This is a genomic window from Tistrella arctica, from assembly GCF_039630945.1.
In the GTDB taxonomy this organism is placed as follows: Bacteria; Pseudomonadota; Alphaproteobacteria; order Tistrellales; family Tistrellaceae; genus Tistrella; species Tistrella bauzanensis.
On sequence record NZ_JBBKTV010000007.1, the window covers coordinates 279,374 to 294,709 of the forward strand.

At 66.7% G+C, this 15,336-nt stretch carries 16 protein-coding genes; 4 read left to right on the forward strand and 12 right to left on the reverse strand.

The genetic code is table 11. From position 1 onward, the window contains the following. Positions 1-49 precede the first annotated feature (49 nt). Positions 50-1,030: a BMP family protein gene (locus WG924_RS17500; RefSeq protein WP_345934385.1), complete on the reverse strand. Its 981-nt coding sequence runs from the start codon at positions 1,028-1,030 to the stop codon at positions 50-52. 327 nt (positions 1,031-1,357) lie between these two features. Between WG924_RS17500 and WG924_RS17505 the strand changes: the two genes are divergently transcribed. After that, positions 1,358-2,413, forward strand: coding sequence for an isopenicillin N synthase family dioxygenase (locus WG924_RS17505; RefSeq protein ID WP_345934386.1), 1,056 nt, complete (start codon positions 1,358-1,360; stop codon positions 2,411-2,413). A gap of 33 nt (positions 2,414-2,446) precedes the next feature. Here WG924_RS17505 and gloA read toward each other — a convergent pair whose 3' ends face one another. After that, on the reverse strand, positions 2,447-2,983 hold the full coding sequence (gene gloA / locus WG924_RS17510) for a lactoylglutathione lyase (protein WP_345934387.1): 537 nt from the start codon (positions 2,981-2,983) through the stop codon (positions 2,447-2,449). Positions 2,984-3,283: 300 nt separating this feature from the next. Between gloA and WG924_RS17515 the strand changes: the two genes are divergently transcribed. The 3 genes from WG924_RS17515 (at position 3,284) to WG924_RS17525 (ending at position 5,284) form a co-directional block, all read left to right on the forward strand. Continuing rightward, positions 3,284-3,757: a 2,4'-dihydroxyacetophenone dioxygenase family protein gene (locus WG924_RS17515; RefSeq protein ID WP_345934388.1), complete on the forward strand. Its 474-nt coding sequence runs from the start codon at positions 3,284-3,286 to the stop codon at positions 3,755-3,757. A 79-nt stretch (positions 3,758-3,836) separates the two neighbouring features. After that, positions 3,837-4,199, forward strand: coding sequence for a nuclear transport factor 2 family protein (locus WG924_RS17520; protein WP_345934389.1), 363 nt, complete (start codon positions 3,837-3,839; stop codon positions 4,197-4,199). Positions 4,200-4,324: 125 nt separating this feature from the next. Next, complete coding sequence (locus WG924_RS17525; protein WP_345934391.1) at positions 4,325-5,284, forward strand: helix-turn-helix domain-containing protein; 960 nt, start codon at positions 4,325-4,327, stop codon at positions 5,282-5,284. 30 nt (positions 5,285-5,314) lie between these two features. Here the strand turns inward: WG924_RS17525 and WG924_RS17530 are convergent, their stop codons facing one another. The 10 genes from WG924_RS17530 to WG924_RS17575 form a co-directional block, all read right to left on the reverse strand. Beyond that, the gene (locus WG924_RS17530) at positions 5,315-6,751 is read right to left on the reverse strand and encodes a PepSY-associated TM helix domain-containing protein (RefSeq protein WP_345934392.1); all 1,437 of its coding nucleotides are present in this window, start codon (positions 6,749-6,751) and stop codon (positions 5,315-5,317) included. Positions 6,752-6,814: 63 nt separating this feature from the next. Next, entirely contained in the window at positions 6,815-7,237 is a 423-nt protein-coding gene (locus WG924_RS17535; RefSeq protein ID WP_345934394.1) for a hypothetical protein, read from the reverse strand. Positions 7,238-7,293: 56 nt separating this feature from the next. Next, a complete protein-coding gene (locus WG924_RS17540) occupies positions 7,294-7,788 on the reverse strand; it encodes a cache domain-containing protein (protein WP_345934395.1) in 495 nt (164 codons plus the stop codon). A 115-nt stretch (positions 7,789-7,903) separates the two neighbouring features. Next, positions 7,904-8,785 carry a glycine betaine ABC transporter substrate-binding protein gene (locus WG924_RS17545; protein WP_345934397.1) on the reverse strand — a complete coding sequence of 294 codons (882 nt, stop codon included), beginning with the start codon at positions 8,783-8,785 and terminating at the stop codon, positions 7,904-7,906. 83 nt (positions 8,786-8,868) lie between these two features. Further along, on the reverse strand, positions 8,869-9,714 hold the full coding sequence (locus WG924_RS17550; RefSeq protein ID WP_345934398.1) for an ABC transporter permease: 846 nt from the start codon (positions 9,712-9,714) through the stop codon (positions 8,869-8,871). Beyond that, on the reverse strand, positions 9,714-11,036 hold the full coding sequence (proV, locus tag WG924_RS17555; protein ID WP_345934399.1) for a glycine betaine/L-proline ABC transporter ATP-binding protein ProV: 1,323 nt from the start codon (positions 11,034-11,036) through the stop codon (positions 9,714-9,716). Before proV ends, WG924_RS17550 begins: the two co-directional genes overlap by 1 nt. Before the next feature lie 504 nt (positions 11,037-11,540). Continuing rightward, complete coding sequence (locus WG924_RS17560) at positions 11,541-11,990, reverse strand: Hsp20 family protein (protein WP_345934400.1); 450 nt, start codon at positions 11,988-11,990, stop codon at positions 11,541-11,543. 369 nt (positions 11,991-12,359) lie between these two features. Next, positions 12,360-12,581 (reverse strand): 50S ribosomal protein L31, encoded by a 222-nt coding sequence (gene rpmE / locus WG924_RS17565; protein ID WP_345934401.1) that lies wholly within the window; start codon positions 12,579-12,581, stop codon positions 12,360-12,362. A 127-nt stretch (positions 12,582-12,708) separates the two neighbouring features. Beyond that, on the reverse strand, positions 12,709-14,004 hold the full coding sequence (locus WG924_RS17570; RefSeq protein WP_345934402.1) for a peptidoglycan -binding protein: 1,296 nt from the start codon (positions 14,002-14,004) through the stop codon (positions 12,709-12,711). A gap of 72 nt (positions 14,005-14,076) precedes the next feature. After that, a complete protein-coding gene (locus WG924_RS17575) occupies positions 14,077-15,252 on the reverse strand; it encodes a flagellar motor protein MotA (protein WP_188575105.1) in 1,176 nt (391 codons plus the stop codon). Positions 15,253-15,336: the final 84 nt, after the last annotated feature.

The following is a 15,336-nucleotide window of genomic DNA, read 5'->3' on the forward strand; positions in this document are numbered from 1 at the left end:
GGTCTGGTCCTTGTATCGATGAGGGGGCTGTGGCTGGTGGCCGTATCGCTCAGATCTTGCGCTTGCCGCTGGCCAGATCGCTGATCAGCTGATCGACATCAGCCTTCACCTCGGCCGGCACATCGGCATGGAAGCTGCCGAAACGGGCGGCGTCGGGCGTATCCAGGCCATAGACATAGGCCTTGCCGCCGGCCTGGCCGGCCTTGGCGTCTTCCAGGAAATGCACCAGTGCCGCGTTCACATCCATGATCACCGACTGCACCACCGTATCCGGCCAATCGACGATGGCGTCGTAATAGATGCCGAAGGCCTTGATGCCGGCTTCCTTGGCGGCGGTCAGCGCGCCGTTGGAGGCAAGGTCCATGGTCGGAAAGATCACGTCGGCGCCCTGCGAGATCTGGGCGCTGGCGGCTTCTTTGCCCTTCGCGACATCGTTCCAGTCGCCCATATAGGTGACCAGCACCTTCGTGCCCGGCCGGCCGGCCTCGGCGCCTTTGGTGTAGCCATCGACCAGTTCGGTCGAGAACTTGATCTCGGTGGCGCCCAGCCAGCCGATCGTGCCGCTGGTGGAGAGTTTCGCCGCCATATAGCCCAGCACATAGCCAAGCTGGGTGTAGTCGAAATTGATCGTGGCGACATTGCCGCCGGCTTCCGCACCCGACGACACCACGAACAGCGTGTCCTTGAACTGGCGGGCCAGCTTTTCGGCGGGGTCCTGGAATTCGCCGCCATGGCCGATGACCACGCCATAGCCGCGACGCGCGAAGTCGCGCATCGCCGACAACTGGTCGGGTTCCGCCACGCCCTCGGCATAGGCGACATCCAGGCCCATGGTCTCCTTGGCCTTCATCAGCCCTTCATAGGCGCTCTGGTTCCAGGCCTGATCACGGATGCTGCCGGGCAGAACCGCGGCCACGCGCACGGCCTCGTCGGCGGCGCGGACGGCGGGGGCGGTGAACGCCGTGGCGGCGATGATGGCGGTGACGCCGGCGAACATGCCGAGCCGGCGGGCGAGGCGCGAAATGGCCATGGTGTGGCGGTCCTTCAGAGCCGAGGGGGTGCGTGCTGGGGCATCGGTAAAGCAAGCCCCGTGCCGCTCTGCCCGATGGCCGCAGATGAACTGCTCGCTGCCCGAACCGGGGGCCGCTGCATCGCCATGTGTGCATAATTTATGAACAGACGGCGAATGTTGTCTATATTTTGACCAATTGGTCGGAATTTGCTGCCACCCCACGGCAGCATGGTCGGCCGTCTGTCGCTGTGGTCCGCTTCTTGCTGGCGCCCGCTTCATGCTGGCAGCAGCGTCGCCCGCTCCGGCGGGCCATCTTCACCGACAGCCGAACGGAGACCCCAGACCATGGCCGTGGTTCAAACCGGCAACGGGCCGCGCGAACTCGTCGCAACCGGGCTTGCCGCCCGCAGCCTCGCCTTCACCGATATTCCGGTGATCGACTTTCAGGCGCTGGTCGATCCGGCAGCCAGCGCCGCCGAGCGGATGGCGGTGGGAGATGCGGTGCGCGATGCCTGCACCCGCGTCGGCTTTTTCTATGTCCGCAACCATGGGGTCGATCCGGCGGCGATCGAGGCGACCTATGCGGCGGCCCGCGATTTCTTCGCGCTGCCGATGGATCGGAAGATGCAGATCCATATCCGCAAATCGACCAATCATCGCGGCTATGTGCCGCTGCTTGAGGAAAACACCGATCCCACCGCGCGCGGCGATGTGCACGAAGCCTTCGACATGGCGCTGGAGGTGCCGGCGGACGATCCGGACGTGCTGGCCGGCAAATCGATGTACGGGCCGAATGTCTGGCCGGAGCTCGATGGCTTCCGCCCGGCCATGGAGGCCTATTACGCCCAGATGTACGGGTTTGGCCGCCGGATCTTCCGCGGCTTCGCCCTGGCGCTGGGCTTGCCCGAGGATCACTTCGAGCCCCTGATCGGCAAGCCGATGGCGCAGTTGCGCGTGCTGCATTATCCCAGCCAGGACGGGCCGGTCGACGAGAGCCAGATCGGCATCGGCGCGCATTCGGATTATGAATGCTTCACCATTCTGAACCAGCAGGCCGCCATCTCGGCGCTTCAGGTGGTCAACGGCGCCGGCGAGTGGATCGAGGCACCGCCGATCCCCGGCACCTTCATCGTCAATGTCGGCGACCAGATGGCGCGCTGGACCAATGACGTCTTCGCCTCGACCGTGCATCGGGCGATCAACCGCTCAGGGCGCGAGCGCTATTCGATCCCGTTCTTCTTCGGCCCCGATTACGACACCCCGATCGAGGTGCTGGAGACCTGCGTCACGCATGCGCGCCCGGCACGCTATCCCACCGTCACCTCGGGCGCCTATATCCTGTCGCGTTTCGACGAGACCTTTTCCTATCGCAAGGCAGGCGGCGAGGCCGATGCCGGCTGAACCGGCCGCCATCGGCCTGTCGTCATCGTATGGTTACGGCACGATCAGCGCGGCGAGGCCGCCGGCCGACAGAATCTCGATCCAATAGCCGTCGGGGTCGCGGATGAAGGCGAGCCCCTTCATCCGGCCCTCGTCGGGCCGTTTCACGAAGCTGACGCCCAGGGCCGCGAAGCGCGTGCAGGCGGCCTCGACATCGGGCACGGTGATGCCGATATGGCCGAAGCCGCGCGGCTCGGCATTGCCGTTGTGATAGCCGGCGAAATCGGGATCGGTTTCCGTGCCCCAGTTATGGGTCAGCTCCAGAACGCCCTTCTGCCGGAACACCCATTCCGCGGCGGCGCGCGGATCTTCCGGCACCGGCGCATCGTCGGCACCCATATAGCCCATGAAGTAGAGCGAGAATTTCATCTCGGGAAAGTCGAAGCGCCGCAGCAGGCGCATGCCCAGAACTTCGCCATAGAAGGCCACCGACCGTTCAGGGTCGCGCACCCGCAGCATGGTCTGATTGAGCACGAAGTCGCTGGTCGCCGTTTCGCTGGCTGCCGGGGCGGCGCCATCAGTACTGGCCATGGGGCATCCTCGTCATTGTCGTCACATAGGGTGGGGCCGTCACATCGCGTCGGTAAGGCCGGGGCATGGCGCAGATGACCGCGTCGGCCGTGTCGGCACCATAACCCGATCGCGGCCGCACGGGCATGTCCTGATCGGGCATGCGCACGCACAGCCGGATCAGACTGCACCGCCAGACATGCGGCCCGGCCCGTCTGTCGCTAGCCTGTTCAAGCCCGCAAGAGGCCCTGACCCGATCAGGTGACGGCCGCGAAACGACGGGCGCAGACAAGCGTGACGATGGGAGGACGACCCGTGCAGATGTCGACCGGCAACATTGCCAAAGCGCAGACCCCCGAAGAATACGTCCAGATCGATGATGGCCCGTGGGCGCCGTTTCCCGATGCCTTCTCGGCCGGCGGCATCACCTGGAAACTGCTGCATGTCTCGCCTGAGGCGGGCAGTTGGACCGCGATCTTCACCTGCCCGGCGGGGTCATCCTTCGCCGCCCATATTCACACCGGTCCTGGCGAGTATTTTCTGACCCGGGGGCGGATGGATGTTCGCGGCGGCCATGACCAGGGTGGCGATACCGCCGTGGCACCCGGCTATGGCTTCGAATCCTCGGGCGCGCGCCACGACCGGACCTCATTTCCCGAGCCGAGCGAATTCTACATGACCTTCCAGGGGCCGCTCGCCTTCATCCAGGCCGATGGCCAGGTGATCGCCAATATCGGCTGGGCCGAGGCACAGGGCGCATGGCAGGCGTTTCTGGCAGAGGCGGATGCGGCCTGAGGGCGCATCCGAGCCGGTCAGGTCAACGCCCAAGGGGCGCCGGCTGGCCGGCGCCCCGCAGATATCGAGGATCAGTCCCATGTCCATGAGTGCCCGGCAGGATGACGCCACAGCCGCAACGGCGCGCGTGCTCGCGCATCACCTCGCGGCCTTCGCCGATGGCGTGCCCGCCATTCTGTCCGATTATGCCGAGCATGCGGTGGTGATCACGCCGGATGGCGTTCATCGCGGCCCCGTGCAGATCAGCGGCTTCTTCGATGCCTTTCTTCGCGGGGTGTCCGGGGCCTTCTGGGAGGCATTCCGGATCGACCGGCAGATTGTCGAGGGCGAGGTTGCCTATCTCGTCTGGTCGGCACCGCCCTTCGTGGCGATGGCAACCGATACGCTGGTGGTGCGTGATGGCCGGATCGTGATCCAGAGTTTCACATCATTGTCGGCCTGACGGGGAGACGAATGCCGGGCGTGCGGATTGCGTTGTCCGCCGCCGCCATCATGCTAGGATCATGTCGTAGGGCACGAAAATGACGTTGAATAACAAGAAGACGTCGGTCCGGGAGGACATCCGCCATGGCCATGACCGCGGAGACCGTGTGGCGAAGCGCCATTCATGACGATAAAGAGCAGCAGGAGGCGTGGCGCGAGAGACTATGCCGGGTCTATGACGCCTGGACACTGACCGGTCCGGCGCAGCCGGCTTTCGACGTGGAGATCTTGCAGCGCAGCATCGATAGCTTCCAGGTGATCGAATGCCGTTGCGATCCATGCGGCGGCATACGCAGGCGCCAGGGCTCGTCCCATGACCAGCCCGATCAGATGGCGGTGCAACTGGTGCTTGGCGGGCGCGAGCACTTCACCATCGATGGCCGGGCGATGGTGCTTGGCCCCGGCGACGTGCTGATCTGGAACACCACCCGGCCGATGCGCTTCGAGGTGGTCGAGCGTCTGCACAAGATCTCGGTCCTGATGCCGCTTGCGCGGTTGCGGCAATGGCTGCCCGGATCCTGGCACGCGATCGACAGCCGGATGCCGGCGGGATCGGCCGCGGCCGCTGTGATCGCCGACTTTATCGGCATGATGGCGCCGGCGGTGTTGGCGGGCCGGATGGGCCGTGGCGATGCGCTGACGGAAGCGATGCTGGGCGTGCTGGTGGGCGCGCTCGATGCCGATCACGCAGCCTGCCCGCCGGGCGGGCTGCGCGAGGCGCAGATCCTGCGGGTGAAAGCGCATATCGAACGGCATCTCGACGATCCGGCGCTGTCGCCGGCGCGGATCGCGGCCGCGACGGGCATGTCGTTGCGCCATCTCCATGGCCTGTTCCAGCCGGAAGGCGCCACCCTGTCGCAATACGTCATCGCGGAGCGTCTGCGCCGCTGTCGCCGCGACCTCGCCAGCCCGGTGATGGCGCGGCGCACCATCACCGATATCGCCTTTTCCTGGGGCTTTCAGAACGCCGCCCATTTCAGCCGCCGGTTCAAGGCGGCCTATGGCACCTCGCCCACCGATTTCCGGCACAGCCCGCATGGCTGACCGTACCGGTCGTCGAAGACGCGCGGCCGGTCAGGTGGCGGCATGGCGGCGGCGGGCGATCAGGAAGGCCATGGTTTCGGCGGCGAGTGCCGCCAGCATGGTGGCCCCCATCACCGGGAAGATCACCGCCGGCACCAGCATCAGGGCGGCTGCACGTGCCATCACCCGGCCTTCAACCTGCCGGGGTGCCGCCAGCCGGCCCTTCGGGCGGCGCTTCCACCACATCACCGGTGCTGCCAGGCACATAGCGGCCAGCCCGATGCAGGCGATCAGCAGCACCAGCCGGTTCAGGGGGCCATATTCCTGGCCCATATGGACGTTGACGCCCCATTCGGTCAGCCGCGCCACGGCACCGAAATCGGCATAGCGGGCATCGATCAGGGTTTCGCCGGTCCAGCGGTTCAGATGGATGATCTGCTGGCGCGCCAGATCATGCGGAAACACCATCGCCGTATACACCCCGTCGGGCACCCGGGGCACCGACAGCTTGTATCCGGGGGCGATGCCAAGCCGGCGGGCGATGGTGTCGGCGCGGTCGATGCCGATATCGGGCATGGCCGAACCGCTGCCGGCCGGTGCCACCGATCGCGGCAGGGGGGCGTCTTCCAGCGTCCAGGCGGTGTCCCCCAGCGCCGATGTCGGCACGGGCGAGACCGGCACCGCCTGCCAGACACCCAGCGGATAGCCGAGGCCGGCATCGGTGGCGGCGGTCCGCACGGCCGGACCCCAGACCTGGGTCCAGGTCATGCCCGACACCGCCAGGAACAGGATCACCGGCGCCACGACGATGCCGATGACCGCGTGCATGTCGCGCCAGAACACCCGCCCGGCCGGACCGGGGCGGCCACGGGATGCCGTGCGGATGCGGAACACGCCGCCACCGCGTTGCCCGCCACCGTCTTGCCCGCCGCGCCCGCGCGGCCACCACAGATAAATGCCGGTCAGGATCAGCGATACCGTCCAGCCGCCGACGATCTCGATGATCAGATTGGGGATGTCGCCGGCGATGATCAGGCTGTGCAGCCGGCGCACCACCATCATCGGCGCCGCCAGATCGGCACGGTCGCCCAGTACCCCGGCATCGCGCGGGTCCAGGAACACCGTGCGGGCGGTGCCGTCGGGATCGCGGATGGCGATGCCGGCGCTCCGGTCGGCGGCCGCCGGTGCCAGATAAGCGGTGACGGTGGCCGAGGGGTGGCGTTCGGTGACCGCCCGGATCAGCGCCGAAGGCGGCACCAGCGCATCGCCGGCCGCGACCGGCTGGTCCAGCACCAGCAGCCGGCCATCGATCAACCGGTCCAGGCTGTCCTTGTAGAGATAGACGCCGCCGGTCGTGGCCAGCAGCAGCAGGAAGGGCAGGGCGATCAGCCCCGCGAAGAAATGCCAGCGCCAGAGGCCGCGATAGAGCGCGCGCCCCAGCGTGGCCGTCGCCGCGCGTGCCTGCGCGGGTGTGGCCGTAATGGTCATCAGAAGGTCCGATCCGCAACCTGAAGCAACAGATGCGCGGCCGCTGGCAGGCGGCGGCGCGCGTTATGCGAGGGTCGGGAGCGGGCGCGGCGGCGCCGTGGCACCAAGAGGCGGGCCGGCGCGGGCGGTGACCGGCGCGGCGGCGGGGATCATCACCCGTGGCCGGGGCTCGGCCACCATGGCCGGCAACGACAGGGCGGCCGGCACCGGCAGGCGATCGGCCATGGCGGTGACGGCGAAATCGCAGACCGTGCCGGCGCCGGTGGTGTCGCCGTCGCCCGGTGCCTCATCCGGGGCCGCAATCACCAGCCCCAGGCAGGTGACGATGTCGAAGCGGCCATCGGCGCGTGCCGTCGGATCGGGCATCACACCGGCCGGCAGCATCGCGCGCAGGATCACCGCCAGGGCAATGGCCCAGGCGGCGAGGCCATGGCGGGGGCGGCGCCCGATGCGGCGGCCGCCGGATGACCGGCTGCGCATTGTCATGGCCCCTTTGTGCCGCAGGACCACCGGCCGGATACTGCGACAGAGTGTCGCAGGTGTCAGGCGTCGGGATAGAGGAAGGCCGAGACGCCGATCAGCAGGTCGCCGCTGCGCTGGATATAAGCCTGTTTCTCCAGCACGCGTCCGCTCGCCTCATGGGCATAATCATAGCGCGACCAGCCGGCACCGGCGGGCGATCGGGCGATGCGGATCCAGTCCTGGATGAAGGCCACGCCATTGCGGTCGCGGATGCCGCGCAGATTGCTGCCGGCCTGTCCTGGCCTGCGGGCATGGGCACGGCAGGTGCCGTCCAGGTCATAGACGAAGACATAGAGATCGCCATCATTGAAGGCACGCGGCCCGCGCGTCACCTCGGCAAGCCCGGCCGCCTCGCCATGGGCGTCGAAATAGGCGACGGCGCGCGCCACCATCGCCTGGGCATCGGCGGGCCCGTGGCCGGTTTCTCCAGGATCAAGCCTGGGGGCGGCAGCCGCCGTCATCGCCATCAGGGGTAAGGCCAAGGCCGCCAGCAGGGTGGGCAGGTGTCGCCGCATCGGCCATCTCCAGGCATACATAAACCTCGGATAGAATAGCAGCGGCCATCGCCAACGAAAAGAGCCACCACCGGTTGCCCGGGGTGGCCCTTCCGTCAGATCAGAACGGCGAAGATCAGCCGATCTTGCCGGTGACCCAGTATTCCACCCGCGCCGGATGGTTCTTGATGTAGTTGTCGACCGCGGCCTCATACGAGGTCTCGTTCGCCTCGGCCATCATCGCTTCCAGCTCGGCGAGCGGGATGTTGAAGCGGCTGAGGAAGGCGAAGGCTTCCGGCTGCTCGCGATCCAGGCCCATACGGGCGATGGCATGGACCCGCTCGGCACCGCCGAGTGCGCCCTCGGGATCATCGAGATAGCGCAGGTCATAGGCGCCGAACATCCAGTGCGGGCTCCAGCCGGTGACCACGATCCACTCCTCGCGCTTGATCGCGCGGTCGAGGGCGGCGGTCATCGCGGCGCCGGAAGCCGAGACCAGCTCGTAATCCAGGCCATAGGTCTCGATCGCCTCGTCGGACAGCCGCATCAGGCCGGCGCCGGGGTCGATCCCCTGGATCTTGCTGTCCAGCTTTTCAGCGACCTCGGGCTTCTTCAGGTCGGCCAGCGACTTGAGCTGATCTTCCGGGATGAAGTTCGGAACCACCCAGCCCAGCTTGGCGCCGGTATAGATGGGGCCGAGATCGATGATCTTGCCGGCGGCCTTCTTGTAATAGTCGCCATGGGTGTCGGGCAGCCAGGACATCATCATCAGGTCCAGATCGCCGTTCTCGACACCCTGATACTGCGGCCCGATATCGGCCAGCGTCAGTTCGACGTCATAGCCAAGGCGGTCTTCCATCAGCTTGGCGGCAAGCTTGGTCACCGCTTCCGCATCGGACCAGGCGGTCCAGCCGATGTTGATCTTCTTCTCCTCTGCGGCCGTGGCCGGGGCCGCCAGCACGCCGGTGACGGCGGTGGCGACGAGCGCCGCGAGGGCACGCTTCGGGATGAAGCTCATGGTTGTCTCCTTCAGGTAGGTGCGAGGATCGATCAGAACGTGTGTGGAATGGTGGCAGGCATGGTGCCGCCGGCGTTGCGGGGTCAGCGCTTGCGCGCCTTGCTGCGTCCGACGCTCTGGGTCAGCCGGTCGAGCACGATCGCCAGCACCACCACGCCCAGCCCGGCCTCGAAGCCCAGGCCGATATCCAGCCGCTGAATGCCGCGCAACACCTCGTTGCCAAGCCCGCCCGCGCCGATCATCGATGCGATGACCACCATCGACAGCGACAGCATGATCGTCTGGTTGACGCCGGCCATGATCGCCGGCAGCGCGTTCGGTAGCTGGACCTTATAGAGCAACTGCCGATCGCTGCAGCCAAAGGCGCGCCCGGCCTCGACCATCTCGGCCGGCACCTGGCGGATGCCGAGAGCGGTGAGCCGCACGGCGGGTGGCATCGAGAAGATCACCGTGGCAATGGCGCCGGGCACCTGGCCCAGGCCGAAGAACATCACCGCCGGGATCAGATAGACGAAGGGCGGCATGGTCTGCATCAGGTCCAGTGCCGGCCGGAGCGTGTTCTCGACCCGGTCGGAACGGGCGGCGGCAATGCCCAGCGGCAGGCCGATCGCCAGACTGAGCAGAGTGGAGGCGATGACCAGCGACAGGCTGCGCATCGTCGCGTCCCACAGATCCATGCCGACCAGAGCCAGCAGGGCGATCACCGCGAACAGCGCGAAGCCGCGGCCGACCCGCCAGAAGGCGATGCCGGTGATGATGATGATCATCGCCCACCAGGGCATCCAGGCCAGGGCGACGGCGAAGGCGTCGACGACGGCTTCCACGACATCGGCGATCGCGTCGAAGGCGGGGGTGAAATTGTCGAGCAGGAACTCGACCACCGCCTCGACGCCATCGCCGATTGGAAGCGTAAACCCAAGATCACTCATTACTCTGCAGCCTCCCCGCCACGTTGACCTTCAGGGCCATCGGCCGCCAGTGCTTCCGTCGGCGCCGGGGCCTCGGGTGCCTGTGGATCTTCCGAACCGCGATCCAGCGCATTCAGCAGCGCGCGCCGGCTGACCACGCCCAGATACAGCCCCTCGGCATCGATCACCGGTACCGGATAGGGGGCCGACGCGACCGTGCCAAGGATGGTCGACAGCGACGCGTCCGACGGCACGGTCACGGCATCGGGCAGGAAGGCGGCCTTGATCACCGCTTCCGGATCGGCCTGCGCGGTCGGATTGCCGGCGGCCTTGCGGTCGCGTTCGGCAATCGCGGCGGCCAGGCTTTCCACCGAAACCATGCCGCGGAAGCGGCGGCGGCGGTCGTGAACGATGGCAAAGTCGCGTTCCGCCCGGCGCAGGCGTTCAAGCGCCGCACGCAGGTTGGACTCCGACAGGTTGATCACCGTCAGGCCTTCGCGGCGGGCGACATCGGCGGCGGTGTAGACATGCGCCACATCGACACCGCGGAAGAAGGCCCGGACATAATCATCGGCCGGATCGCGCAGGATCTCGTCGGGCGTGCCGACCTGAATCATCCGGCCGCCTTCCATGATCGCGATCCGGTCGCCGATGCGCATCGCCTCGTCCAGATCGTGGCTGATGAACACGACCGTACGGCTTTCCTCTTCCTGCAGGCGGATCAGCTCGTCCTGCATCTCGGTGCGGATCAGCGGGTCGAGGGCCGAGAACGCCTCGTCCATCAGCAGCACGGTGGGGTTCTGAGCCAGAGCACGGGCGAGGCCGACACGCTGCTGCTGCCCGCCCGACAATTCATGCGGATAGCGGTCGGCCAGATGGCCAAGCCCCACCTTGTCCAGGGCGGCGCGGGCACGCTCGCGCCGCTCGGGCACCGGCATGCCGCCCACGGCCAGCCCGAAGGCGGCATTGTCCAGCGCCGACAGATGCGGCATCAGCGCGAAGCTCTGGAACACCATCGCGATATCGCGACGGCGCAGATCGCGCAGGCTGCGCATATCCATGGCGGTCACATCGGTGCCGTCGATCAGCACGCGGCCTTCGGTGGGGTCGATCAGGCGGTTGAGCATGCGCACCAGCGTGCTCTTGCCTGAACCGGACAGCCCCATGATCACGAAGATCTCGCCGGCCTTGACGGAAAAGCTCACCTCGCGCACGGCGACGGTGTTGCCGGTGGCCTCATGGATGGCGGCTGAGCTTTCACCCTTGGCAATGCGCTTCAGCGCCTGGCTGGGGTGAGGCCCGAAAACCTTGGTCATTCCTTCGACGACGATCTTGTCGGTCATGCTCCATCGATCTGGTCGGGCGGCCCGGATCAGGGCGGCACTGCGGCCCGGCATACGACGACACCAGACAAAAAAGGGCCCGGACAGTCCAGCCTTCATGCCGAACCGTCGGGTGACAATCGCATCAGAGATGCGCATAGCCGTATTGAACGGGCCCATCAGCGCCGGCCCGTTATGTCCAGACGATCAGGATCGTCCACGGACAGATAGACCGCCGGGTTGCTCTGGACTGACTTGATATCTGGTCCAGAATTCTATGCGTGATCTCTATGTATCACAGGTGGCCGGTTTTGAAAACCCGTGGGAGGGCATAAAGTCTGTTCGTGATCACGCATCTAACGCATAAGAGGCGGGAATCGAATGCCGAACGCCCGCTGGTGTGCTGCCCCAAAGTCCCATCCGGGCACAAAAAAAGCCCCCGCCGGGCCAGCGGGGGCTTTCTTCATCATCGCGTCACAGGTCAGCCGGATATGGCTGGTGACGGCAGATCACGTCAGGCGCCGATCACGCGGTGCCGGCGGCGCCGATCGCGATCCGCTTCGGCTGGCGTGCCTCGGGCAGCTTGCGCACCAGCGCGATGCTCAGCACCCCGGCCTTCAGATCGGCGCTTTCCACCTCGACATGCTCGGCCAGCGTGAAGCGGCGCTCGAAGCTCGCAGGCGCGAAGCCGCGGGTGACATAGGTGATACCGTCTTCGGTCGCCTCGGGCTTGGTGCCCTTCACGGTCAGGATCCGGTCCTCGACCGTGATCTCGACCTCGGATTCGACGAAGCCGGGCACCGCCAGTTCAACGCGGAAGCTGTCGTCGCCAAGCCGGGCGATGTTGACGCCGTCTGTCCGGGCACCGTCGGCGATCCGGTCGACCAGATCGAACAGGGGCGAGCGGAAGCCGTCGAGGGCACGGAAAGCGGGAACGGTGCGGAATGCGGGCGCGTAATTCAGGAGACCAGCCATGGGTCACATCCTCCAGGAGCAATGTGTCGTGTGGGTGGGATCAGCCGCCGCTGGCATCCGTTCATACGCCCGTCACGGGCCGTACAGGGGAGGCGGTCGGCTGGTGCCGGTCTGACTGTCAGCCCCGGCACGACCACGATGTAGGAACCCTGACAAGGACGTTCAAGAGGTCTGGGCACGCGGAAAATGCCGCCCGCCACGACCAGACGCGAAGGCCCGGCAGACGCGAAAGCCGACAGGCGCGAAAGCCGACAGACGCGAAAGCCGACAGACGCGAAAGCCCGGCGCCTGTCGACCCCGAGAGGACGCAGATGCCGGGCTTTCGCGCGGGACGATCCGGCAGAGGGCCAGGGCCGCTCTGCGGGTCGCTCAGATACCGAAGTTCCCGAAGCGCTTCTTGAACTTCGCGACCTGACCGGCCTTCTCGGACAGACGGACAGTGCCGCCGGTCCAAACCGGATGGGTCTTGGTATCGACGTCAAGCTGCAGCTGATCACCAGCCTTGCCATAGGTCGAACGGGTCTGGAACGTCGTGCCGTCGGTCATCACCACGGTGATATCGTGGTAATCCGGATGGATGCCCTGTTTCATGGCGATGCCTCCTCGCGGAAAATCGAGGCTGCGAAATACCATGGCTAGGGCGGGCCGGCAAGCTGAAACGCCATTGAGCCCCGGTATCATGTCCGCCGGCCCCTGATGAGCGGCCGGCGATCCATGGTCATTTGTTGGTCAGTTTCAGCTCGATGCGCCGATTGCGCCGATAGGCGTCGCCGGTTTCGGCGGTGTCGATGGGGTGGAACTCGCCATAGCCGGCGGCGGCCAGACGCCAGGGCGGCACGCCCTGCGAGATCAGGAATTTGACCACGGAAATCGCTCGTGCCGCCGACAATTCCCAGTTCGAGGCGAACGCGGCGGTCGAAATCGGGCGGACGTCGGTATGACCGTCGACCTGAAGGACCCAGTTGATGTCGTCGGGGATCTCGCCGGCGATCTGGTTCAGCGCGTCGCCCAGCCGGGCCAGTTGCGTGCGGCCGGCGGGGCTGATCTCCGATGCGCCGCTGTCGAACAGCACCTCGGACTGGAAAACGAACCGGTCGCCGACGATCTGGATGTCTTCCCGGCCGCCCAGCACCTCACGCAGCCGCCCAAAGAATTCCGAGCGATAGCGTGCCAGCTCCTCGACCTTGGCGGCCAGGGCCTGGTTGAGCTTCTGGCCCAGATCGGCGATCACCGCCTTCTGTTCCTCGCTGCGCTCGCGGCTTTCATCCAGCAGGGCGGACAGCCGCGCCAGTTCCTGGTTCAGCCGTTCAAGCTGTGCCGCCATGTCGGTCAGCCGTGACTCGGCCGCATCGGCCCGGGACTCGGCGGACTCTGCCCGGACGGTCTGGCGGTCGACCCGGTCCAGCGCCGCCATCAGGCTCGACGACTGCGCCTCGATGGTGCGGTCGGCATCAGCCAGCCGGTCGCCGGCGCTTTGCAGAGCCAGCGCGCGGTCGTCGGCGGTCTGCTCGCTTGCGGCCAGCCGCTCGTCCAGAATACGCAGACGCTCTTCCAGTTCCGCCATCCGGTCGGTCAGGCTGCGCTTGTCGGCTTCGGCGCTTTCCAGCGCGCTGGCGATGCGGGCGCGTTCGGCCTCGGTGGTGCGCTGGCTTTCCGCGGCCTCGTTCAGGGCCTGTTCAAGGGCGGTGATCCGCTGATCGGCGGCCGAAACCCTGGCCGCCAGACTGTCGCGCTCGGCAGTCGACCGTTCCAGGTCGCTCGACACACGATCCAGGGTCACGCGCAACTCTTCCGACCCGGCACGCTCCAGGTTAAGAAGCTCGGTCAGTTCGTTCAACTGCCGGGTAAGCTGGTCCAGCTTCTCCTCGCGGCCCGACAGCGCCTGGCTCAGATAGAACTGGGCCAGCATGAAGACCACGAGCAGGAAGATGATGACCAGCAGCAGCGACGACAGGGCGTCGACAAAGCCGGGCCAGATATCGCTGCCGCCCTGTTTGCGGCGTAAACGGCGCATGAGCGTCGATCCTTGGAACGCGGTACCGAACTCCGTTGCCGGAGCGACGGGGTGGTCTGACAGTGGCGCGGATCAGCGCCGGGCGTCGTCTTCGGCGGCCAGCGCCGCGATGGTGCGGGCCAGAAGGCGGACTTCGGAACGGATGTCTTCCACGGCCTGCTGGCGCCCCTGGGGGATGTCTTCCACCATGCGGGCCAGAAGGATGTCCACATTGCGCAGATGCGCCCGGCTGGCCTCGTCGAAGCCGTCATCGCGGTGCTGGGACTCGACCAGCAGCGTCAGCAGCGGCTTCAGGTCTTTCTGCTGTTCGGCCAGCTTCACCAGAACCGATTGTTCCACCCGCATCTGATCGGTCAGCGTCGCCAGCCGTTCGGTCAGCGCGCGGAGGTTCTCGTCGCCCTGGCGGCGGGCCTCGTCAGACCGTTGCAGCGTGCGCTTCAGATCCGACAGGTTCTCGGCCGTCTGTTCCACCAGCGCCGCCAGATAGGCGCCGGCGCCGGGCGCGCCCTCGATCTCGATGCCGCCCATGCCGCCGCCAAGCTTGGTCAGCCGCGAGAACCACTCCTCGACCTCGTTGAAGAACCGGCTCTGCGCCTGGCCCGCCTGAAGGTCCAGAAAACCCAGCACCAGCGATCCGGACAGACCGAAGAGCGAGGATGAGAATGCCGTGCCCATGCCGGCCAGCGGCGCTTCCAGCCCCGCCTTCAGATCGTCGAACAACCGCCCGACATCGCCGGTGCCGACCGACAGGTTGCCGATGACGCCGGCGACCGCGCTGATCGTCTGGATAAGCCCCCAGAAGGTGCCGAGCAGGCCCAGGAAGATCAGCAGCCCGATGATGTAGCGGCTGATCTCGCGGCTCTCGTCCAGGCGGCTGCCCAGGCTGTCGAGCAGCGACCGGCTCGCCATCGGCGACAGCTTGGCGTCCTCGCGGGTCTGCGACAGCATCGCGGCGATCGGGTTCAGCAGGTCGGGGGCGGGGGTGGCCGCCATGCCCGGCCGGTTCTGGCGGAAGCCTTCCAGCCACGCGACCTCGCTGTTCAGCCGCCAGACCTGACGGATGGCGTAGGCGCAGCCAAGAACGGCGGTGCCCACGATCAGCGCGTTCAGGACCGGATTGGTCATGAAGGCGTCGATCAGGGTCTCGCCGAGCAGGGCCACCACGCCCAGAGTGAGGGCGAGGAAGATGATCATCCGCACGAGATAGCGTTGCGGGCGGGTCAGGCTGTCGGTGGTCGGGCGGGCCATGCGGATCAACCCTTGCTCTTCGAACGGTCTGAAGCGGACGACCGGTGACCGGCAGCCAGGCGGCTGGCGAGCCTGCGGTCATGG

Bases quoted from the DNA above. Each gene is read 5' to 3' on its own strand.
- WG924_RS17500 (WP_345934385.1), bottom strand. From the start codon at position 1,030: ATGGCCATTTCGCGCCTCGCCCGCCGGCTCGGCATGTTCGCCGGCGTC.
- WG924_RS17575 (WP_188575105.1), bottom strand. From the start codon at position 15,252: ATGGCCCGCCCGACCACCGACAGCCTGACCCGCCCGCAACGCTATCTC.
- WG924_RS17540 (WP_345934395.1), bottom strand. From the start codon at position 7,788: ATGCGGCGACACCTGCCCACCCTGCTGGCGGCCTTGGCCTTACCCCTG.
- WG924_RS17525 (WP_345934391.1), top strand. From the start codon at position 4,325: ATGGCCATGACCGCGGAGACCGTGTGGCGAAGCGCCATTCATGACGAT.
- WG924_RS17570 (WP_345934402.1), bottom strand. From the start codon at position 14,004: ATGCGCCGTTTACGCCGCAAACAGGGCGGCAGCGATATCTGGCCCGGC.
- WG924_RS17505 (WP_345934386.1), top strand. From the start codon at position 1,358: ATGGCCGTGGTTCAAACCGGCAACGGGCCGCGCGAACTCGTCGCAACC.
- rpmE (WP_345934401.1), bottom strand. From the start codon at position 12,581: ATGAAACAGGGCATCCATCCGGATTACCACGATATCACCGTGGTGATG.
- proV (WP_345934399.1), bottom strand. From the start codon at position 11,036: ATGACCGACAAGATCGTCGTCGAAGGAATGACCAAGGTTTTCGGGCCT.
- WG924_RS17515 (WP_345934388.1), top strand. From the start codon at position 3,284: ATGTCGACCGGCAACATTGCCAAAGCGCAGACCCCCGAAGAATACGTC.
- gloA (WP_345934387.1), bottom strand. From the start codon at position 2,983: ATGGCCAGTACTGATGGCGCCGCCCCGGCAGCCAGCGAAACGGCGACC.
- WG924_RS17545 (WP_345934397.1), bottom strand. From the start codon at position 8,785: ATGAGCTTCATCCCGAAGCGTGCCCTCGCGGCGCTCGTCGCCACCGCC.
- WG924_RS17550 (WP_345934398.1), bottom strand. From the start codon at position 9,714: ATGAGTGATCTTGGGTTTACGCTTCCAATCGGCGATGGCGTCGAGGCG.
- WG924_RS17530 (WP_345934392.1), bottom strand. From the start codon at position 6,751: ATGACCATTACGGCCACACCCGCGCAGGCACGCGCGGCGACGGCCACG.
- WG924_RS17520 (WP_345934389.1), top strand. From the start codon at position 3,837: ATGTCCATGAGTGCCCGGCAGGATGACGCCACAGCCGCAACGGCGCGC.
- WG924_RS17560 (WP_345934400.1), bottom strand. From the start codon at position 11,990: ATGGCTGGTCTCCTGAATTACGCGCCCGCATTCCGCACCGTTCCCGCT.
- WG924_RS17535 (WP_345934394.1), bottom strand. From the start codon at position 7,237: ATGACAATGCGCAGCCGGTCATCCGGCGGCCGCCGCATCGGGCGCCGC.